Source organism: Sphingomonas sp. BL-S-25 (genome assembly GCF_055521555.1).
Genome location: NZ_CM145486.1, coordinates 4,216,951 through 4,237,502, shown reverse-complemented (window position 1 = coordinate 4,237,502; position 20,552 = coordinate 4,216,951). Strand labels below are relative to the sequence as shown.

Here is a 20,552-nt window from a genome sequence, read left to right as displayed (position 1 = left end):
GGGCGGGTGATGGCGGCACTGCCGCATCGCTACCCGCTGCTGCTCGTCGATCGGGTCGAGGAACTGATCCTCGACCAGCGCATCGCCGCGATCAAGGCGGTGACGATCAACGAGCAGTTCTTCCTCGGGCATTTCCCCGGTCGTCCGATCATGCCGGGCGTGCTGATCGTCGAGGCGCTGGCGCAGGCCGCCGGCGTGCTCGCGGTCGAGTCGCTCGGCCTGGCCGGGTCGGGCAAGCTCGTCTATTTCATGAGCATCGACGGGGTGAAGTTCCGCAAGCCGGTCGAACCCGGCGTGCTGCTCCGCCTCGAGGTCGAATTCGTCCAGAAGCGGTCGCGCGTCTGCAAGTTCGTCGGCAAGGCGAAGCTGGGTGACGAGATCGCCGCGGAATGCGAGTTCACCGCCATGATCGCGGATCCGCCCAAGGCCTGAGGCCCGGCGGATACCGCCAAGGTTGCGCTTCGGCGCGCGTGCTGCTACGCGCGCGCCTCCGCTGCTGGTCGGAACCAGCGGCTTTTCAAGGAATTCGACGTGAAGAAGAACATCCACCCCGATTACCACACGATCAAGGTGCAGATGACCGACGGCACCGTGTACGAGACCCGCTCCACCTGGGGCAAGGAAGGCGACACGATGCAGCTCGAAATCGATCCGCTGGCGCACCCGGCATGGACCGGCGGCCGTGGCCAGATGCTCGACGCAGGCGGTCAGGTGGCTCGCTTCAACAAGCGCTTCGGCGGTCTGTCGCTCGGCGGCAAGAAGTAAGACGGAGTTTCGCGTGGCTGCGGCCGTCCGGCGCCATGCGCGGGCGGGTCGCGGTCACGTGTCCGGCTGTCTGCGGACAGCCATTCGCTGTGAGCGGCCACGCCGCTTTTCCCGCGCGGCGCTTGGGTCTAGGCTGACCCGATGAACCTTCGACACATCGAGATTTTCCACGCGGTCTATGTCAACGGATCGGTGAGCGCCGCCGCGCGCGCGCTGAACGTCTCGCAGCCTTCGGTCTCGAAAATGCTGCGCCATGCCGAGAGCCTGCTCGGTTTCCAGCTGTTCCAGCGCACCAATGGCCGGCTGGTCCCGACCGAGGATGCGCACGCGCTGTTCACCGAGGTCAGCGAGATCCAGGACCGGGTCCATGCGCTGCGCGAAGGTGCCCGCAACCTGCGCCGCGGGTCGGGCGGCACGCTGCGCGTCTCGGCGCTGCCGTCGCTGGCGCTGTCGGCGCTGCCGACTGCGGTCTCCTGGTTCATGCGCACCCATCAGGACGTGAAGTTCGACCTCCAGACGGTCCATCACGACGATCTGCTGCGCAAATTATACGAGCGTGAAACAGACATCGCGATTGCCTATGAGGTGCCGCCGGCGACGCCGCTCGGCAATCGCTGGCTGGGCGAGGGCGAGTTGGTGCTGCTCTACCGCGAGGAGGACATGCCCGACGCGCCGCCGCGCATCGAGCTGGAGGCGCTGCGCGGAAAGCGGTTCATCAGCGTCGGCAATAGCGGGCCGATCGGCCAGATCTTCAACCAGGAACTGGTGCGGATCGACCTTGAGCTGGACGAGATCGTGTCGGCACGCACCTTCTACATCGCAACCGCGCTGGTGAGGCAGGGGGTGGGGATGACGATCGTCGACAGCTTCACGGCGCAGGCGTCGCTGACGCCCGGCCTGTCGATGCGCCCGCTGCGGCCGCAGATCACCTTCGACGTGCAGGCGATGTTCCTGCTCAACCGCCCGCCCACGGCGCTGGCGACCGATTTCCTCAAGACGCTCGCCCAGGTCATCAACCTGCCATAACGGAAAAGCATATCCGCCGTGGCAGAGACTATGATGGTCCGGCGACCGGGCAAGTTACGGTCGGATCAACATGATACCAGCACCCTATCTCCTCTATCTCGGCCACAGCACCGACTTTGCGGGCATCAAGACCTCGCGCGGTCTGGCCGCCTTCCGCCCCGATGACTGCGTCGGCGAATTCCGCCACGACGATTGTCCGCTGACCCTCGGCCTGCCGCGTCTGACCATCGCCGAGGGCGCTGCGAAGGGCGCGAAGACGCTGGTGCTCGGCATCGCCAATTCCGGCGGGACGCTGGGCGGCGACCTGGTCGAGGATGCCGCCGCAGCGCTGGAGGCGGGGATGAACGTCGCCGCCGGGCTGCACCAGCGGCTGCGCGACGTGCCGCGCCTGGCCGAACTGGCGAAGGCGAAGGGGCTGCAGCTGTTCGACGTGCGCGACGCGCCGGCGAACATGGTGGTGGGCAACGGCAATCCGCGCGCCGGCCACCGGCTGCTGACCGTCGGCACCGATTGCTCGGTCGGCAAGATGTACACGACGCTGGCGCTGACCGAGGGGCTCCGTGCCCGCGGCATCACCGCCGATTTCCGCGCGACCGGCCAGACCGGCATCCTGATCGCGGGATCGGGCGTACCGATCGATGCGGTGGTCGCCGACTTCATCTCGGGCGGGATCGAGATGATCACCCCGGCCCGCAGCGATGACGGCTGGGACCTGATCGAGGGGCAGGGGTCACTGTTCCACCCCAGCTTCGCCGGCGTCTCGACGGGGCTGCTTCACGGCGCCCAGCCCGAAGCGATCGTGATGTGCCACGATCCGCTGCGCGAGCATATGCGCGGCATCCCCGGCCGCAAGCTGCCGGGGCTGAAGGAATGCCTGGAAGCGAACCTTCAGGTCGCGCGGCTGACCAGCCCGAATGTCCGTGCGGTCGGAATCTGCCTCAACACGTCGCAGATGGACCCGGCCGAGGCGCGTGACCTGTGCGCGCGGACCGCCGATGAGCTCGGCCTGCCGACGACCGATCCGATCGCCTTCGGCACCGACATCATCCTCGACGAGCTGCTATGCCTCGCTCCCTCCGCGCGCAGCACGACCGCTTCGCGCTGAGCCGCCCGTTCCGCATCTCGCGCGGGGTCAAGACCGCGGCGGATGTGGTGACGGTGACGATCGCGCAGGGCGATGTCGCCGGGCGCGGCGAGGGCGTTCCCTATCCGCGCTATGGCGAGAGCATCGAGAGCGCGCTGGCCGAGATCGAGACGGCGCGCGCCGCGATCGAGGCAGGGGCGACCCGCGACGATCTGCTGACGACGATGCGGCCGGGCGCGGCCCGCAACGCCGTTGATTGCGCACTGTGGGACCTGGAGTCGCGACTGTCGGGCCGCAGTGTCGCGGCGATGATCGGCAATCCCCAGCCCGAAATGCTGGCAAGCGCGCTGACCATCGGCATCGACCAGCCCGGCGCGATGGGGGCCGCGGCGCGCGAGATCGCCGGCGCCCCGCTGATCAAGGTGAAGGTCAACACCGACGCACCCGACACACAGCTTGCCGCGGTTCGTGCGGCGGCGCCCGATGCGCGGCTGATCGTCGATCCCAATGAAAGCTGGGACGAGGCGCTGGTGCGCGCGATCCAGCCGCTGCTGGTCGAACTCAGGGTCGACCTGCTCGAACAGCCGGTGGCGGCCGAGGATGATGGCTGGCTGGAGGGCTTCACGCCCGATATCCCGATCTGCGCGGACGAATCCGCGCATGTCGCAGGCGATATCGATCACCTGGCGCGGCGCTATCAGGTGGTGAACGTCAAGCTGGACAAGACCGGCGGCCTCACCGCGGCGCTGCTCCTGGCCCAGGCCGCACGCTCCCGCGGCCTGGGCCTGATGACCGGATGCATGATCAGCAGCTCGCTGTCGATCGCGCCGGCGCTGCATATCGCGCGCATGTCCGATTTCGTCGATCTTGACGGGCCGATCTGGCTCGGGGAGGATCGGCCGGGCGGGGTTCGCGACCGGGACGGCTATCTGGTTCCGCCCGAACCGGGTTTCTGGGGAATGGCATGACGGCATGGCGCACGGCGCTCCTGTGTGGATTCGCGGTACTGACGCTGGGCGCGGCCGACGCGCCGAAGGTCGAGGCGGACTTGCTGATCCGCGGAGGTACGGTCTATAGCGGGTCGGGCGAACCCTTCGTTGGCGACGTCGCGGTCCGCGGCGACCGGATCGTCGGCGTTGGCAAGGCGCTGAAGATCGCCGCGAAGCGGACGATCGACGCGCGCGGCATGATCGTCGCACCGGGCTTTATCGATCCGCACACCCATATGGGCGACGATCTGGCCTCGGACGATCCGGCCAAGCGACTGATCCCGGCCTTCCTGATGCAGGGCGTGACGACCGCGTTCATCGGCAATGACGGCGGCGGGACGCCCGAGGTCGGCAAGCTGCTGGAAAGCGCGGCGACGAAGCCGGTCGGGATCAACTACGCCTCCTATGTCGGCTTCGGCGCGGTCCGGTCGCAGGTGATCGGCGCCGACGATCGCGCCCCGACCGATGCAGAGATGACGGCGATGAAGGGGCTGGTCGGCTCGGCGATGTGCCAGGGGGCGCTGGGCCTCTCAACCGGTCTGTTCTATGCGCCGCAAAGCTTTGCGAAGACAGGCGAAGTTGTCGAACTGTCGCGCGTCGCAGCGGCGCATGGCGGCGTCTATGACAGCCATATGCGCGACGAATCCAGCTATACGGTCGGGCTGGTCGGTGCGATCGAGGAGGTGCTGACGATCGCGCGCGAGGCGTCGATCCCCGCGCATATCGCGCATATCAAGGCGCTGGGCGTCGACGTGCAGGGCGAGGCACCGCAGATCATCGCCAAGGTGGAGGCCGCGCGCGCTGCGGGGCTGAACATCACCGCGGACCAATATCCCTGGTCGGCATCGGGCACGAGCCTGGTCGCTTCGCTGATGCCGATCTGGGCGCAGGATGGCGGGCGCCCGGCGCTGCTGAAGCGGTTCGACGATGCAGCGCTGACGGAAAAGCTGCGCGCCGGCATCACCGAGAATCTGCGCAAGCGCGGCGGGGCGGACAAGCTGCTGATCGTCGAGGGCAAGTATCTCAACCGCACGCTGGCCGATGTCGCGAAGGAGCGGGGCGAGGACCCGGTGACGGCCGCAATCGCGGTGATCCGCATCGCCGATTCCGGCGTCGTCTCGTTCAACCAGAGCGAGGCGGACATCACCGCCTTCATGAAGCGGGCTTGGGTGATGACGGGATCCGACGCATCGGGCGGCCATCCGCGCGTCTATGGCAGCTTCGCGCGGAAATATGACAAGTATGTCAAGGCGGAGCATGTCATCAGCCTGAAGGAGTTTGTCGAGCGCAGCGCTACGCTGACCGCCGACTGGTTCGGCCTTGAGGGGCGCGGACGGTTGCGCGCCGGGAATTTCGCCGACATCGTCGTGTTCGATCCGAAAAGCTACGCCTCGCAGGCGACCTATGAACAGCCGACCCGGCTTGCCTCGGGCGTCCGCACCGTCGTCGTCAACGGCGTCCTCGCGGTCGACAATGGCGCGCTGACCGGCAAGGCCGCGGGCCGCGCACTGCCGCACAGGCCGAAGCCCGGCAGCTGCCCATGAGCTGGTGGTTCGCGGTGCCGCTGTGGAAGCGCGTGCTCGGCGCGCTTGCGCTCGGCCTCGTCTTCGCGATCGTCTGGCCGGCAGGCACCCCCTATGTCGCCTTCATGGGCGACCTGTTCGTCCGCGCGATCCGCATGCTGGTCGCGCCGATCGTGCTGGTCACGATCGCTGCCGGGATCACCGCGCTGGCCGATCCCAAGCGGCTGGGCGGGCTGGGCGGCAGGACGATCGGGCTGTTCGCGCTGACCACCGCGGTCGCCGTCTCGATCGGCATGCTGGTGGCGACGCTGATCCAGCCGGGGGTGGGCGCGCCGCTCGGCACCGCGACCGCGCACGCGCTGGGCGAGCCGGTCACGCCCTATCAGCAGCTGATCGGCATCATTCCGCTCAACATCGTCGACGCGCTGGCCAAGGGCGACATGCTCGCGCTGATCTTCGTCGCGATCCTGGTCGGGTGCGGCACGGTGGTGGCGGGCGAGGCGGGCAGGCCGTTCGCCGCCTTGCTCCAGTCGACCTCCGCCGTGCTGCTCAAGATCGTCACGATCGTGATGGAGGCGACCCCGTTCGGCGTCTTCGCGCTGGTCGCCAACGCCGTCGCGTCCAAGGGCGTCGAGGTGTTCGTCAATGTCGGCTGGCTGGCGCTCGCCGTCGTCGTCGGTTCGCTGATCCAGATCCTGCTGGTCCACAGCCTGATCCTGAAATTCTTCGCGCGCCTGCCGCTGCTGCCCTATTATCGCGGCATCGTCGATGCGCTGGTCGTCGCCTTTTCGACGGCGTCGAGCGGCGCGACGTTGCCGGTGGCGATGCGCGTCGCCGAGCAGAATCTCGGCATCGCCCGGCCGGTCTATTCGACCGTGCTGCCGCTGGGCGCCAGCATCGGCAAGGACGGGACGGCGATGTATGTCGGTCTGCTCAGCATGTTCGCGTTGCAGGCGTTCGGCGTAGCGCTGACGCCGACCGTCTATGGTCTGGTGCTATTGACCGGGGCGCTTGCCGCCTTCGGCACGGCGCCGGTGCCCTCGGCCTCGCTGTTCATGCTGGCGGCGGTGCTGTCCGCGGTCGGCGTGTCGCCCGAGCAGACGGCGTTGGTGGTCGGCTTCGTCCTGCCGTTCGACCGGCTGCTCGACATGACCCGCACCGTGCCCAGCGCCAGCGCCAACCTTACCGTCGCGACGACGGTCGCGCGCTGGGAAGGCGAGCTCGACGAAACCGTGTACCGATCGACCGCCGACGCCTGACGGAACCGCGGGTCCTGCCCGATGGTTTCAAGGGCGGAATGATCGACCGAGCCGCCACCCCCAATCGCGACTATGCTTTGGGCCTGGCGCGCGCCTTTGCCGGCGCGATCCTGTTCGGCCTGCCGCTGCTGATGACGATGGAGATGTGGACCATCGGCTATAGCGCGCAGCCCGGGCGGCTGCTGGCGTTCCTGATCGCCAATTTCGCGGTGCTGGTGGTATTGTCGCGCTTCGGCGGGTTCGAACGCACCTCCACGCTGGTCGAGGATGTGCTCGACGCGCTTGCCGCCTATGCCGTCGGCATCTTCGCGGCGGCGCTGATCCTGACGCTGTTCGGGCTGATCGGGCCCGAGCTGTCGCCGTCACAGGCGATCCGCATGATCGCGGTCCAGAGCGTCCCCGCCAGTTTCGGGGCGATGATTGCGCGCAAGCAGTTGAGCGGCGACGAGGAAGAGGAAGGCGATGAGGATCGGGACGCACGCTCGGCGGGCTATGCCGGGCAGCTGTTCCTGATGCTGGCCGGCGCGCTGTTTCTGGCGTTCAACGTGGCGCCGACCGAGGAAATCCTGCTGATCGGCTACAAGATGAGCGCGTGGCACGGCATCGCGCTGCTGGCCTTTTCGCTGGTGCTGCTGCACGCACTGGTCTTCGCGATCGGCTTTACCGGGCAGGAGGAAGCGCCGGAGGGCTATGGCGCGTGGCGTCTGTTCCTCGCCTTCACCTTGCCCGGCTATGCCATCGCGCTGATCGCCAGCTCTTATGTTTTGTGGACGTTCGGCAGCCTGGACGGGCTGGGTCCGGAGGCGGTTGCGGGTGCGCTGGTCGTGCTCGGTTTTCCCGCGTCGATCGGCGCGGCGATCGCCCGGCTGGTGGTCTAGGAGATGGCGATGGACGATCGCGAGGGGGACGCAGGCGGCCGGACGCCCTTACTCGAATGGATCGCGGCCGGCATCGGCCTGATTCTGGCGATCGGCATGTTCGGTCTGCTCGCCAAGGAAGCGCTCTCCGGCGAGTCCGAGGCACCGCCAGTGATCGAGGTGGTGGCGCGCAAGGTGACGCCGGTCAGCACCGGCTTCGTGCTGGAATTCGAGGCGCGCAACCGATCGACCGCGCCGGCCGCAGCGGTCGTCATCGAGGGCCGCGAAGCCGGAGGCAGCACCAGCACCGTCACGATCGATTATGTACCGGCCAAGGGCACCGCCACCGGCGGGTTGTTCGTCAAGGCGGATCCGGCGAACGGGCCGATCGAGTTGCGCGCGGTCGGCTACCAGAACCCCTGACGCCTAGCGTGCGGGGAGGGCGATCTCCTTGCCCGATACCCAGACTCGCCGCACCTGATAGATATCCTCGATCCGCTGGTCGGGCATGCCACCGATCAGCACCAGGTCGGCGCGCTGGCCGGGCAGGATGCGGCCTTGGGTTGGGGCTTTGCGCATGATCGCCGCGCTCGTCGCGGTCGACGCGCGCAGCGCCTCGGCCGGCGTGAAGCCCAGCGACACGAACAGGCGGATCTCGCGGATCAGCGAGATGCCGGGATAGACGCCGCCGATGCCGGTATCGGTGCCGGTGGCGATCGGGATGCCCGCCTTGTGCAGGATGCGCAAATTCTGCTGGAGCATCGCCCAGCGCTTCGCCGCAAAATCGGGCACCGGCTCGATCGGCCGGGCCAGTCGTGCTTCCTCACGCGCGCGATCCTGCGGGCGCAGCCGGACCCATTCGACGTTCAGGAACTTGCGGTCCTGTTGCGGCTCATAGACCGCCATGGTCGGGATGTAGGCGGTGCGGTGGCGCTTCATCAGCGCGATCAGCTCGGCGTCCGCGGGCAGATCGCCGATGCCATGCGCCAGCGCATCGACCCCGGCGCGCGCGGCGATCTTGGCGCCGGCCAGCGTCACCGTATGCGTCACCACCGGCACGCCCTGCGCATGCGCCGCCTCGACGATCGCGGTCAGCGTGGGCAGGTCCATGCTCGGCCGGTCCTCATCGCGGCCATAGCGCCAGCCATCGGTGAACACCTTGATGACGTCGGGCCTGTACGGCAGCAGCCGGGCCATCTCGGCGCGCGCCGCCTCGGCAGTGGTGACCTGGGCAGTGATGCTGTTGGTGAAGTCGGACTCGGTGCCATGACCATGCGGCACGCCCAGCCGCAGCGCGAGCGACAGATGCGGCAGCGGGGCGGAGAGGCCGCGGATCTGCGCCAGCGTCTCCTGCCCGACCGAAAACTCGTTCACCGAGGTGACGCCGGCGGCGAGATAGGGGCCGTAGCCGGTGGCGATCGCGTCGGCCGACCCGAAATACTCGCCCGGGGTATGGATGTGCAGGTCATGCAGGCCCGGGATCAGCGTCATGCCCCGACCCTCGATCACCTCGGCGTCGCCGGCCTTCAGGTGAGATCCGACCTGGACGATCCGGTCGCCGCGGATCAGCACGTCGCGGACCTGGGCCGGCCGACCACTGCCGTCGAAGACGCGCGCGCCGTGGATCAGCGTGGCGCGTTCGGCGGGCGCGGCGCCGACACAGCTGAGGGCAGCGGCCAGGGCGAGGAAAAGGCACTTCATGGCCGCTTGTCCTTCAGGTTGCGGTTCAGGAAATCGACCGTCGCGCGGTAGCTGGTCAGCCAATTGCCCCAGACGATGAAGTCGTGCCGATCGCCGGGAAAGGCCAGATCCTCATAGCGAATGCCGCGCGCGGCGAGTTCGCGGGCGAGCAGGGTGGATTGGGCAAAATCGACATTCTTGTCGTCGTCGCCGTGGATCAGCAGCACCGGCGAGCGCCAGCGGTCGATCGCGGCGATCGGCGACGCTTCCCACTGAAGCCGCCGCGCCTTGTCCTGCGCCTCGGGCGACTGGCTGTTCGACGGGCTGCGCAGCAGCGAATGGACGCCGTGAAAATCGACACCCGCGGCGAACAGGTCGCTGTCGCGCGCCAGTGCCAGCGCGGTCAGGTAGCCGCCCCAGCTTCCGCCCCAGATGCCGATCCGCCTGGGATCGACATGGCCCTGCGCCGCCAGCCAGCGTCCGCCCGCGACCACATCGCGATATTCGGAAGCCCCGTCGCGGCCCGTCTCCGGCGCATCGCGGAAATCGCGGCCATAGCCGGTGCCGCTGCGATAGTTGATCGACAGCACGTCATAGCCCTGCGCCGCCAGATGCTGGTTCAGGATATAGGCGTTGGAATAATAGACATAGGGGTGGAAGCCGAGCAGCATCTGTCGGCGCGGCCCGCCATGGACGAAGATCACCGCCGGATGCCGGCCGCTGCCCGAGGCGCGGAACAGCTGGGCGTGGACGGTGACGCCGTCCTCGGCAGTGTAGGTCACCGGCTGCGGCTCGACGAAGCGGCGCAGCGCAGGCGCCTGGCCGAGCGCGGTCAGCCGCCCGCCGGAGATTCGCACCGGATGCGCCGGCTGCGAGGCGCTGGTCGCGATGGCCGCCAGCGTTCCGCCCGCAAAGACCGGCAGGGACTCGCTGCCGGTGCCGCCGGTCAGCCGGACGAGCTTCCCGTCCGGGCCCAGCTGCCACAGATGGCGGCGATCGGCCTCGTCGCGATTGGCGGCGAACACCAGGCTGCGCCCGTCGGGGGCGAGGATGAAGGTCTCGACCTCGAACGCCCCCGGCGTCAGCTCGCGCGGCTCGCCGCCCTTGCCGGCGTCGATCGCATAGGCATGGAGCCAGCCGCTGCGCTCCCAGGGGAAGATCAGCCGGTCGTCGCGCGTCCAATAGAGGTTGCGCATCCGCGTGCCGGCATAGCGGCGGCCCATCCCGGCCGGCGCACGCCACAAGGTGCGGGTCGTACCGCTCGCGACGTCGGCGATGCGCAGCGACCAATAGGGGCCACCCTCGGCCCCGGGGCCGCCGGGCGGATCGAGATACTGGATGAACGCGACCTGCCGGCCGTCAGGCGAGAAGACCGGCTCGACCGAATAGCCGAGCGCCGGGCCGAACCGCTTCAGCGCGCCCGAGGCGGGGTCGAGCAGCGTGACGAACGCGTGGTCGCCCTGATTGTCGACGAACAGCAGCGTCGCGCCGTCGGGCGACCAGTGGAGATCGCTGGCGGTGCCACCGATCACCGACACCCGCCGGGCGCCGCCGGCGTCGTGCAACCAGATCTCGCCGCGGCGGACGAAGGCGATCCGCGCGCCGTCGGGCGAGAAGGTCGGCGAATGGCCTTCGCCGATCGCGACCGGATCGGCGCCGGGACTGGATTGAAGCCAGAGCTGCTGCTTCGGCACGACCGCCTCGGCCGCGGCGTTCAGCGGGGCGCCGTCGGGGAACTCGTCATCGCCGCCCTTGACCCAGGCGAGGCGCTGGCCATCGTCGCTGATCGCGACATGATAGAGCGGCTGGCCGTCATCGCTGCGGTATCGGGTGACCGGCTCCGCCGGCTTGCCCGCATCGGCGACCCACAGGTTGCGCACGCCGGCCTGATTGACCACCCAGGCGAAGCGTTCGCGATCCTTGGCCCCGGTCAGGCCGTTGGCGAAGGGAAGCGCCAGCGCCTCGGCGAGCGGATCGGATGCTCGGGGCGTGGACGCCGGCGTGGCGGCGGGCTGGGCCGCCAGTGGCGCTGCCGCGATCAATCCCAATGCGCCGATCGCGCCGCGAAGCCAGTTGTGCAGACCCATGGCGGCAGACTAGGCGGCGGCACGATCCGGGCAAGCCATCAAACCCGCAACCATTCCCGGCGGTTATGGCCGCGCCAAGGCTCTGAATGAATTGCGTCGGCAGGTTTTGGCTCTAGGGTCGCGCCCCATGAACAAACCGGTTCTGGCGCTCGCGCTTCTCGCCTCCGCTTCGCTCACTCACCCGGCCCTGGCGCAGACCGCGCCGGCGCTGCAGCAGCGGGTGGAAACCGTGCTCGCGACCGCCGGCCCCGGAGTCCGCTACGGCCTGATCGTCACCGATGAGGCGGGGCGCGAGATCGTCGCGGTCAATCCCGACCAGCGCTTCATTCCCGCATCGAACACCAAGATGTTCACGACCGCGGCCGCATTCCACCTGATCCCGGCGATCGACCAGCCCGACGCTGCCGGCGGCGCGGCCGTGCGGATCGAGGGGCGCGACGTGGTGCTGGAAGGGCGCGGCGACGCGCGATTGTCGAGCGCGGCCGACTGCGTCACCGATTGCCTCGCCCAGCTCGCCGACGCAGTCGCGGCGCGCACCAAGCGGGTCGAGGACGTGGTGGGCGACGACACCCTGTTCCCCGACCAGCGCTGGAGCCTGGGGATGAGCTGGAACAACATCCCGTCGCGCTACGGGACCGGCATTTCGGCGTTGACGCTGGACGATAACGAGATCGCGCTGACGGTGACGCCGGGCAGTGTCGGCCAGCCGCCGAAGATCGAGAGCCTGGGCTATTACACGATCGACAATCGCGCGGTGACGGTGGCCGATGGCGCCACGGACCTCGGCTATGATCGCTACCCTAATAGCATGATGCTGCGCATCACCGGCACGATCAAGGCGGGTGCTCCGGCGGACACGCTGCGCGTCGGGATCGACGATCCGGCCCATTATGCCGCCTGGCGGCTGAAGGCGCTGCTCGAGGCGCGCGGCGTGCGGGTCACCGGCCTGGTGATGTCGCGCCATCGCACGCCCGAGGCCAGCGACGATCCCGCGATCCGCAAGGGCGCGCCGGTGGTCCGGCCGCCCAGGACCCAGCCGCTCGCCGCACTGACCCCACCGCCGCTGGCCGAGGATCTGACACTGACCAACAAGGCCAGCCAGAACCTCCACGCCGAACTATTGCTGCGCCGGGTCGCTTTGGTGCGCGGCACCGGATCGACGCAGGACGGCCTGGCCGAGGTGCGGACGATGCTGGCGACCGCGGGGGTGCCGCGCACTGCCTATGACTTCTCCGACGGGTCGGGCATGTCGACCTATAACCGGGTCGCGCCGCGCGGCATGGCGCGCTTCCTCGGCTGGATCGCGGCGCAGCCCTGGGGCGCGGCCTATCGCGCCACGCTGCCGATCGGCGGCAGGGACGGGACGCTCAGCCGCCGCTTCCGCGGCACCTCGCTGGAGGGGCGGGTGTTCGCCAAGACCGGCACGATCAACGCAAGCAACGCGCTGTCGGGCTGGATGGTGGCGAAGAGCGGCCGCACGCTGACCTTCTCGGCCTATGCCAATGACGTGCCCGACGGCGTCAACGCCACCCAGGCGATGGACGCCGCGCTTGTCGCGATCGCCGAGGCGAACTGACCGGCGCTGGGCCGCGCTGCGTCAGGGCCGGCTTTGCCTGGTGCCGCCGGTCGACGAGCTTCGACCGGGTGCGCTCTATTTGTAACGAACCATCCTCAGGAATCTGAGGGATTCAGCATCGTCTTCATACCAGTTCTCGGCATCTTTCATGAGACGATCGTCATAGGTCAGAGTTGCCAATCTGATCGCATAGGGCCTGACCCGTTCCTGATAGTCCAGGTCCGTGAACTTCCGTTCCATGTGCAGCCCGACGTAGAATTTCAGGTTGCGCTTGTCGAAAGCGATTTCGTGCCCGGCGGCGTCCTCGTCGTAGATATATTCGAGGATCCCGGCCTTATGGCAGGGCTTCCTGAACAGGCCTTCCTGATCGGACAGGATGAAATCGATGACGGTCGACCGGTGCTCGTTGCCGAGGAACTTCATGATCGACACGATCGAATTCCTATCGGCCGAGCATGCCGCGGAATTGGCAAGAAATGGCGAGAGCATCACCGCGATAATCAAGCCGATGACCGCAATTCTTTTCATCTGGCGGGATCAGCGCCTGGCAGCATAGGCCTCCGCCTGGCGCAGCAGGCGCAGTGCGTTGCCGCTCCAGATCTTGGCGATGTCCGCCTCGCTATAGCCTTCGCGGCGCAGCCGGGCGGTGATGCGGGGCAGGGCGGTGATGTCCTCCATCCCGCGCACCCCGCCGCCGCCGTCCCAATCGGCGCCGATGCCGACATGATCGACGCCCATCACTGCAATGGCATGGAGCAGGCTCTTCATGAACAGTTCGAAGTCGGCGCCGGCATAGGGATCCCTGGCCAGCGCCGCGGTGCGGTCGGCGATCAGCTTGCGCTGGTCGGCATTGCTGAGCGCCCACCACCCGTCCTGCCGGTCGGAAACGGCATTGCGCGCCTCGTTGCGGTCGCCGGCGACCAGATAGACGCTGTTGATCTGGAGCACGCCGCCCGACTTCGCCAGCTTGCGCATCCGGTCGTCGTCGAGGTTGCGCGGATGGTCGTAAATGGCGCGCGGCCCCGAATGCGACAGGATGATCGGCGTCTTCGACAGCGCCAGCATCTGGTCGAACACCGCGTCCGAGGCATGGCTGGCGTCGAGCACCATGCCCAGCCGGTTCATCTCCGCCACCCATTGCCTGCCGAGCGGGCTCAGGCCGTTCCAGCGCGGCTGGTCGGTGGCGCTGTCGGCGAACTGGTTGTTGCGGAAATGGACCGGGCTGGCCATCCGCACGCCCATGTTGAAGAAGGTCTGGAGCAGGCCCAGATCCTCGCCCAGCGGATAGCTGTTCTCGATACTCTGATAGACGATGCGCTTGCCAGCCTTGTGCAGCCGATCGGCATCGGCCGCGGTGGTGGCGAAGGCGAGCTTGTCGGGATTGGCGGCGACCACCCGCTGGATCCACATCGCGCGGGTCAGCGCGCCGTCGCGTGCCTTGGCATAGCCCGCCGGGGTCAGCTCGCCCTGCGCGGTGTAGATCACGAAGAAGCCGCCATCGAGCCCGCCGGCCTCCATCCGCGGCAGGTCGACCTGGCTCTTGTCGAAGCGCCAGTCATGCCAGCGATCGAACCGCCAGCCGGGATGTTCGAAGAATTCGGGCGTATCGAGGTGGGTGTCGAGCACCAGCATCTGTTCGTGGATCAGCCTATCCTCGGCGCTGACCTCGTCATCGGCGGCGCCGGTGAGCGCGAACAGCAAAGGCAAAGCGAGCAGCGTCCTGGCAATCATCGTCTTTCCCCTTTTCCTGATCACGCAAAGGCAGCGGCGACCGCGTCGCCCGTCTCGGGCCGAAGCTCGAAGATGCCGCTGTCGAAATGGCGGGTCGGATGGACCCGGTTGGTCAGCAGCGTCCAGGCGATCCCGCGTTCGAAATCGACCCACAGCCCGGTGCCGGTGAAGCCGGTATGGCCGATCGTCTCGTTCGAACAGCCCTGGCCGCCCGACCAGCCGGCGAACTTGCGTTCCCAACCGCAGGTCCGGTGGTCGTAGAAGGGCGTGCGGATCGCCTCGATCATCGCCGGGCTGGCGCCGCTGCCGTCGAGCAGGCCCCGGGCGAAGTCGAGCACGCCGGCGACGGTGCCGAACAGGCCGGCATGGCCCGTCTGGCCGCCCATCGCCGCGCAATTCTCGTCATGCACCTCGCCCTTCAGCACGCGGCCGCGCCACATGCACCGCTCGGTCGCGACCGCGGGGCCGGGGGGCGGGCCGAAGCTCAGCCCGTCGCCCAGCGGCCAGTCGCCCAGCGGTCGTCCGGTGATCCGCTCGACCGCGATGCCCAGCAGGATGAAATTGATGTCCGAATAGACCGGCGGCCCGTGCCGCCATTCACGCTGCAGCACGAAGGCGCGCAGCCGGGCGGGATCGTCGCCATAGGTGTAGATCGGCTCGACCGCGGGAAAGAAGCTGCGATGCGCGAGGCAGTCGCGAAAGCTCAGCTTGCGCTCGGCCGCATTGGCGACGTCATACTGGCGCAGGTCGGGGATCGCGTCGGTCAGCGGCCGGTCGAGATCGATCAGCCCCCGGTCCGCCAGCGTCAGGATCATCGTGGTGGTCGCGACGACCTTCGAGACAGAGGCGAGGTCGAACCAGTGATGCTCGGTCAGCGGCTCGGCCTCGGGCACCAGTGCGGCCATGCCCGCGGTCCGCGTCCAGCGTTGCCCGTCGGCGGTCACCACGCCCAAAGTCGCACCGGGAATGCGCCCCTCGGCAAGATAGCGCTCGGCGGGCGCGAAGGCGCTGTCGATCGCGCTCATGCCCGGTCGTCCGGGCGCGGCGTCGCGCGGGCGACGATCGGCAGGAAGAGCAGGGCGGCCAGGCTGATCACGCCCGATGCGAGGAAGAACATGTCGAACCCGTTATAGCCCGCCGCGTCCAGCCGCTCGATCACCGCGCCGCCCGCGCCCGACAGGAGGCGCGAGAGCAGGAAGGCGAAGCCCGACAGGAACGCATATTGCGCCCCCGGATAGCGCGGATTGACCAGCATCGAGAGGTAGACGACGAACACCGCCCCGGCCATGCCGTTGCCGAACTGGTCGAGCGCGGTGGCGATGTAGAGCGCCAGGTCGCTCTTGGGCACATGCGCCAGCCAGACGAAGCCGAAATTGCCGAGCGCGGCGAAGAAGGCGCCGATGCTGAGCGTCACGGCGAAGCGCAGCTTGGTGGTCATGAACCCGCCGATGCCGACCCCGACGATGCTGGCGATCAGCGCGACCAACCCGTCGGCCAGCCCGATCTCGGTCTTGGTATAGCCCAGGCTCAGGATCATCGGCTTGGACAGGTTCAGCGCCAGCACATCGCCCATGCGATAGACCGACACGAACGCCATCAGCGCGATCGCGGTGAAGCCGTAGCGCCAGAAGAAATCGATATAGGGGCCGATCGCGGCGGAGTTGCGGATCGTCGAGTCCGGCCCCGCCTTGCGGATGCGCGGCAGGGCGATCGCCATCAGGACGAAGGGCAGCATGCAGATGCCCAGCACCCAGGGGGTCACGTTGGTCTTGCTGCTGAACCCCATGCCGCCGGCGGCCTCAAGCACGACCCAGCCGATCGCGGCGGTGCCCAGCGCGACCAGGCCGAGGATCAGGATGCTCGCGACGATGCCGGTCAGCAGCGCGACCACCCGGCCGCCGCCATGCGCCGGATCGCGCCGCATCGCCGCAAGGATCGGGAAGGGGATGAACGCGGCGACCGCGATCAGCAGATAGGAGGATGTCCAGCCCGGCAGGATGCCGACCGACCCGAGCGTGGCGGAGAAGCGACCGGCCTGGTCGGCCAGCAGCAGCGCGCCGCTGCCCGCCGCGACCATCGCGGTGCGATAGCCCCATAGATTGGCGGCGGCGACCGGACCCTGTTCCTCCTGGGTCGGCGCCAGCTCGATGCGCCACGCGTCCGCCGCGACCTCCAGCGTGGTGGTCCAGAAGGCGAGCAGGATCGCGAACAGCGCGGTCAGTGGCAGGCTGGCATCGGACGAGGTGAACGCCATCGCCAGCATCGAGGTGAAGATGCCGAGCTGCGACAGCATGATCCAGCCGCGTCGCTTGCCCCAGAAGCGGCCAAAGCCGGGAATGTCATAGCGGTCGAGCAGCGGCGCCCACAGGAACTTGAAGGTCGGCAGCAACTGCACCCAGGCGAAGAAGCCGATGACCGCCAGCGCCACGCCATGTTCGGTCAGCCGCGCCGACAGGATCGTCGAGAACATGTAGAAGGGCAGGCCGGCCGAGAAGCCGAGCAGGACATACAGCGCCATGCGCGCGCCGCGCGACTGCACCACCGGCGCGGTCGCCGCGATTCCACTCATTTTGGCGTCAATCACGCGTAACGCCTGAAATCGTCGGACAAATTCACGTGCATCTCAAGGTTCCCGCACCCGGTTTCGCACAGGTTCCAGCGACGCGGCGGGACAGTCAATGCGCTTTATCCCGCGACTGTTGCCGCGACATCACGCTTTCAAGGGGCGCGGGGGCAGCGGATGCCGACAGGTTATGGCGGGCGGAACAGAAACTATGGCGCGCCGCAACATTCTTGTTACTTAATATCGGGGTACGCATCGGGGAATGCGGGGGTACAAGGGGGTTTAGCACATGGTACGATCGACGTCGCTTCGACTGGCGCTGGTTACGGGAACGGCGCTGATTGCCCTTGCCGCATCGCCTGCAGCGTTCGCACAGGAAGAGGATACGCCACCGGCGGTGACACCGACCGGCGCGGCCACGCCGCAGACGGATGCCGATAGCGGCGACGAGGCGCAGGGTAACCAGATCCTTGTCACCGGGTCGCGCATTCGACAGAATCCGAACAACAGCGCCTTGCCGCTGCAGGTCATCACCACCGAAGAGATCGAGCGAAACGGGATCAGCAGCCCCGAGCAGCTGATCATGTTCCTGAGCACCAACGGCTCTGGCGCGGACAATCTCGCTTCGAATTCGGATGTGACGACCGGCGCGCAGCGCGGCACCAACGGCCTGTCAGCCGCCAATCTGCGCGGTCAGGGCTCGGCCGGAACGCTCGTGCTGCTGAACGGACGACGCGTTGCGGCGCACGGTTTGTCCGGCTCGGCAGTCGACGTGAACCAGATTCCCTTCGCTGCGATCGAGCGCGTTGAAGTACTCAAGGACGGCGCATCGGCGATCTACGGCACTGACGCCGTCGGCGGCGTGATCAACTTCATCACCAAGAAGAACTTCACCGGTGTCAGCCTCTCGGGCTTCGCCGATAAGACCGAGGCGGGGGGCGGCGACATCTATCGCGTCTCCGGACTGGTCGGCTATGGCAAGCTGGAAGAAGACGGCTTCAACGTGATGGCCGGCGTCTCTTACAGCTGGAACAAGATCCTGCGCGGGTCGCAGCGCGATTTCGTGAACGGCAACCAGCCCAATCGCGGCCTGTCGATCGACACCCGCGGCACGCCGACGGCGACGATGTTCCCGCTCAATCCGAACACCGGCTATTTCCCCGGCGGCACGCTGCTCGGCGCGACGGACGCAAAGAATGGCACCTACATTCCCAACCTGTACTTCCCCGGCACGACGCAGCTGGCAAATGGCGGCATCAATCCGCTCGATGCTCCGGGGGGTGCCGGGTGCGAGACGATGGACGGCGGCATGGCCTATGACGAGCAGCTGTGGAATGCTCCCGGCGCCCGCTGGGCATGCGCCTGGGACACCGGGCGGGCCGCTGTCATTCAGCAGCCGATCGAGACGCTGACCTATTATGGGCGCGGCGTCCTGAACGTCGGCGGCGGCCATCAGCTCTCGGTGGAGATCGCCGGTTCCAGCGCGGATTCTGCGAAGAGCTTTTCTAACGCCCAGGTGTCGACGAACACGACCAACCTGCCAGTCGTGTTCAACCGCAATGCGCTGACCGCGGCCACCTATGACGCGCTATATGGTCAGCTGGTAACGGCGTTCCAAGGCTCTCCGGGGCTGGGTAAGCTGCAGGAGAACTATGGCAAGCCCATTGCCTATCGCTGGCGCTGCGATGTTTGCGGCCCGCGCGAATATGTAACCAGCACCAAGACCTTCCGGACCGTCGTCGGCCTGGAAGGACCGATCGGTGGTCGCTGGGATTATCATACCGGGGCATCTTACGCGAAGTCGGAGAGTTCGTCGCTGCTCGGCAGTGGCTATTATTACCGCGGCACCACGGCCACCGGGGCCAACGACCCGAACGCACCGCGCGCCGAGGGTGCCACCTATCGAGGTCTTTTCGGCGTATTGATGAGCGGTCAGCTCAACCCGTTCCTTGCACCCGGGCAGCAGCAATCCTCCGCGGGGCTGGCAGCGCTCGAATCGGTTTCCGCCCGAGGTGAGACGCTGTACGGCGGCCGATATGAGGTCGCGCAGTTCGACGGCTCGGTGGCAGGCCCGCTGTTCGGAATCTGGGGTGGTGACGTTCAGCTTGCCGCCGGCATCGACATTCGCCGGGAAACCTACAGCTTCAACGGATCCGAAGCCGCGGCGGCAACCGCGCCGGTCATCTTCCTGGCGGCGTTCGACAATGTGAACGAGCTCACCCCAAAAAGCCGTACCGTCAAGGCGGCATATGCCGAGGTCCTGTTCCCGATCCTCCCGGAACTAGAGGTCACCGGTGCCGTCCGTATCGATGATTATACGGGTTTCGGCAGCACGACGAATCCGAAGGTCTCGGTCAAGTTCCGGCCGATCGAGCAGGTGATGTTCCGCGGATCTTTCAACACCGGCTTCCGGGTGCCGACCTTCAATCAGATCTTCAACGGCGTTACCGAGTCGCCTTATGCGGGAAGCGATCTCGCCGATCCGATCGCCTGCCCGGGCGGCGTGCCGAACGTCACCAACCCCGCCTGCGCGTTCATTCGTCCGGACATCTACACCGGCGGAAACCTTCAGCTTGGACCTGAGACTTCAAAGCAGTTCAGCGCCGGCATCGTCCTCCAGCCGGGTCGCGATTTCAGCTTCTCGGCTGATTTCTGGTCGATTGCGGTCGACAACACGATCCAGTTGCTGACGCTGCGTCAGCTGATCGAGAATGCCGACCTGTTCCCGGATCGGTTCCTGCGCGATCCGGTCGACAACTCGATCCAGGCGATCGATCAACGCTGGATCAACGCGGGTTCACGTCGGACGCAGGGACTCGAATTCTCGGCCCGCGGTGCGATCGACGGCTTGGGCGGGCGTTTCTCGTTTGGCGGCGATGGTACGCTGTTGCTCAAGAAGCGCGAAAAGCTGACCGCAGCCGCAGAATATGGACCGAGCCTGATCGGCGTGTTCACTTTCGCCGGGGACCTGGGCAATCGCTGGAAGCACACGGCATTCCTGAACTATGCGACCGGCCCGCTGAACCTGACGTTCACGCAGATATTCCGTTCTGGATACAAGAACGGGGCGCTGCCGGGTATCGCGGCCGGTACGATCACGCGCCCCGACTATAACGAGTTCGTCGAAGATTATATCATCTACAACGCGGCGGTAAGCTACACCGGCTTCAAGCCGTTCAAGATCACGGCAGGCGTCCGCAACGTCTTCGACACCGATCCACCCTTCGCCATCACCTATGACGGCAGTACGGGCGCCGGCGGCAGCTGGGAACCGCGCGTCGCGGATCCCCGGGGCCGCTCGTTCACGCTCGCGCTCGAAGCGAAGTTCTGACGAGGTCGGGCTAAGGCCGATGGATCCGGCCCACGTCCTTTGAACATGATAGGCGGGCGGGGGGGGGCAACCCTTCGCCCG

At 67.4% G+C, this 20,552-nt stretch carries 18 protein-coding genes; 12 read left to right on the top strand and 6 right to left on the bottom strand.

Annotation, left to right across the window (positions count from 1 at the left end):
* Positions 1-9 precede the first annotated feature (9 nt).
* From fabZ to ACZ1H8_RS20420, 9 genes are all read left to right on the top strand, one after another.
* Positions 10-432, top strand: coding sequence for a 3-hydroxyacyl-ACP dehydratase FabZ (fabZ, locus tag ACZ1H8_RS20460; protein WP_465181438.1), 423 nt, complete (start codon positions 10-12; stop codon positions 430-432).
* Between the two features lie 99 nt (positions 433-531).
* Entirely contained in the window at positions 532-765 is a 234-nt protein-coding gene (gene rpmE / locus ACZ1H8_RS20455; protein ID WP_346246837.1) for a 50S ribosomal protein L31, read from the top strand.
* Between the two features lie 141 nt (positions 766-906).
* A complete protein-coding gene (locus ACZ1H8_RS20450; RefSeq protein ID WP_465179058.1) occupies positions 907-1,791 on the top strand; it encodes a LysR family transcriptional regulator in 885 nt (294 codons plus the stop codon).
* Between the two features lie 70 nt (positions 1,792-1,861).
* Positions 1,862-2,896, top strand: coding sequence for an N-acetyltransferase DgcN (dgcN, locus tag ACZ1H8_RS20445; protein WP_465179057.1), 1,035 nt, complete (start codon positions 1,862-1,864; stop codon positions 2,894-2,896).
* On the top strand, positions 2,854-3,843 hold the full coding sequence (gene dgcA / locus ACZ1H8_RS20440) for an N-acetyl-D-Glu racemase DgcA (protein ID WP_465179056.1): 990 nt from the start codon (positions 2,854-2,856) through the stop codon (positions 3,841-3,843). Before dgcN ends, dgcA begins: the two co-directional genes overlap by 43 nt.
* Positions 3,840-5,408 (top strand): N-acyl-D-amino-acid deacylase family protein, encoded by a 1,569-nt coding sequence (locus ACZ1H8_RS20435; RefSeq protein WP_465179055.1) that lies wholly within the window; start codon positions 3,840-3,842, stop codon positions 5,406-5,408. Before dgcA ends, ACZ1H8_RS20435 begins: the two co-directional genes overlap by 4 nt.
* Positions 5,405-6,646 (top strand): dicarboxylate/amino acid:cation symporter, encoded by a 1,242-nt coding sequence (locus tag ACZ1H8_RS20430; protein WP_465179054.1) that lies wholly within the window; start codon positions 5,405-5,407, stop codon positions 6,644-6,646. The genes ACZ1H8_RS20435 and ACZ1H8_RS20430 overlap by 4 nt, the downstream gene beginning before the upstream one ends.
* A 38-nt stretch (positions 6,647-6,684) precedes the next feature.
* The gene (locus ACZ1H8_RS20425; protein WP_465179053.1) at positions 6,685-7,524 is read left to right on the top strand and encodes a TIGR02587 family membrane protein; all 840 of its coding nucleotides are present in this window, start codon (positions 6,685-6,687) and stop codon (positions 7,522-7,524) included.
* A 9-nt stretch (positions 7,525-7,533) separates the two neighbouring features.
* The gene (locus ACZ1H8_RS20420; RefSeq protein ID WP_465179052.1) at positions 7,534-7,926 is read left to right on the top strand and encodes a hypothetical protein; all 393 of its coding nucleotides are present in this window, start codon (positions 7,534-7,536) and stop codon (positions 7,924-7,926) included.
* Positions 7,927-7,929: 3 nt separating this feature from the next.
* On the opposite strand, the gene ACZ1H8_RS20415 is transcribed toward ACZ1H8_RS20420, so the two are convergent.
* Together ACZ1H8_RS20415 and ACZ1H8_RS20410 are read right to left on the bottom strand one after the other, a co-directional pair.
* Positions 7,930-9,204 (bottom strand): amidohydrolase family protein, encoded by a 1,275-nt coding sequence (locus ACZ1H8_RS20415; protein ID WP_465179051.1) that lies wholly within the window; start codon positions 9,202-9,204, stop codon positions 7,930-7,932.
* On the bottom strand, positions 9,201-11,270 hold the full coding sequence (locus tag ACZ1H8_RS20410; protein WP_465179049.1) for a S9 family peptidase: 2,070 nt from the start codon (positions 11,268-11,270) through the stop codon (positions 9,201-9,203). Before ACZ1H8_RS20410 ends, ACZ1H8_RS20415 begins: the two co-directional genes overlap by 4 nt.
* Before the next feature lie 127 nt (positions 11,271-11,397).
* On the opposite strand from ACZ1H8_RS20410, the gene dacB reads away from it, so the two are divergent.
* Positions 11,398-12,846, top strand: coding sequence for a D-alanyl-D-alanine carboxypeptidase/D-alanyl-D-alanine endopeptidase (gene dacB / locus ACZ1H8_RS20405; protein WP_465179047.1), 1,449 nt, complete (start codon positions 11,398-11,400; stop codon positions 12,844-12,846).
* A gap of 75 nt (positions 12,847-12,921) precedes the next feature.
* Here the strand turns inward: dacB and ACZ1H8_RS20400 are convergent, their stop codons facing one another.
* Positions 12,922-13,278 (bottom strand): hypothetical protein, encoded by a 357-nt coding sequence (locus ACZ1H8_RS20400; protein WP_465179046.1) that lies wholly within the window; start codon positions 13,276-13,278, stop codon positions 12,922-12,924.
* Between ACZ1H8_RS20400 and ACZ1H8_RS20395 the strand changes: the two genes are divergently transcribed.
* Positions 13,268-13,402 (top strand): hypothetical protein, encoded by a 135-nt coding sequence (locus ACZ1H8_RS20395; protein WP_465179045.1) that lies wholly within the window; start codon positions 13,268-13,270, stop codon positions 13,400-13,402. The two genes, ACZ1H8_RS20400 and ACZ1H8_RS20395, sit on opposite strands and share 11 nt — an antisense overlap.
* Here ACZ1H8_RS20395 and ACZ1H8_RS20390 read toward each other — a convergent pair.
* The 3 genes from ACZ1H8_RS20390 to ACZ1H8_RS20380 are packed head-to-tail and all read right to left on the bottom strand — an operon-like array spanning position 13,384 to position 17,146.
* Positions 13,384-14,577 carry a dipeptidase gene (locus ACZ1H8_RS20390; RefSeq protein ID WP_465179044.1) on the bottom strand — a complete coding sequence of 398 codons (1,194 nt, stop codon included), beginning with the start codon at positions 14,575-14,577 and terminating at the stop codon, positions 13,384-13,386. The two genes, ACZ1H8_RS20395 and ACZ1H8_RS20390, sit on opposite strands and share 19 nt — an antisense overlap.
* A gap of 20 nt (positions 14,578-14,597) precedes the next feature.
* Positions 14,598-15,602 carry a serine hydrolase domain-containing protein gene (locus ACZ1H8_RS20385; RefSeq protein WP_465179043.1) on the bottom strand — a complete coding sequence of 335 codons (1,005 nt, stop codon included), beginning with the start codon at positions 15,600-15,602 and terminating at the stop codon, positions 14,598-14,600.
* Positions 15,599-17,146 (bottom strand): MFS transporter, encoded by a 1,548-nt coding sequence (locus ACZ1H8_RS20380; protein WP_465179042.1) that lies wholly within the window; start codon positions 17,144-17,146, stop codon positions 15,599-15,601. The genes ACZ1H8_RS20385 and ACZ1H8_RS20380 overlap by 4 nt, the downstream gene beginning before the upstream one ends.
* 283 nt (positions 17,147-17,429) lie before the next feature.
* Between ACZ1H8_RS20380 and ACZ1H8_RS20375 the strand changes: the two genes are divergently transcribed.
* On the top strand, positions 17,430-20,471 hold the full coding sequence (locus ACZ1H8_RS20375) for a TonB-dependent receptor domain-containing protein (RefSeq protein WP_465179041.1): 3,042 nt from the start codon (positions 17,430-17,432) through the stop codon (positions 20,469-20,471).
* The last annotated feature ends 81 nt before the right edge of the window (positions 20,472-20,552 follow it).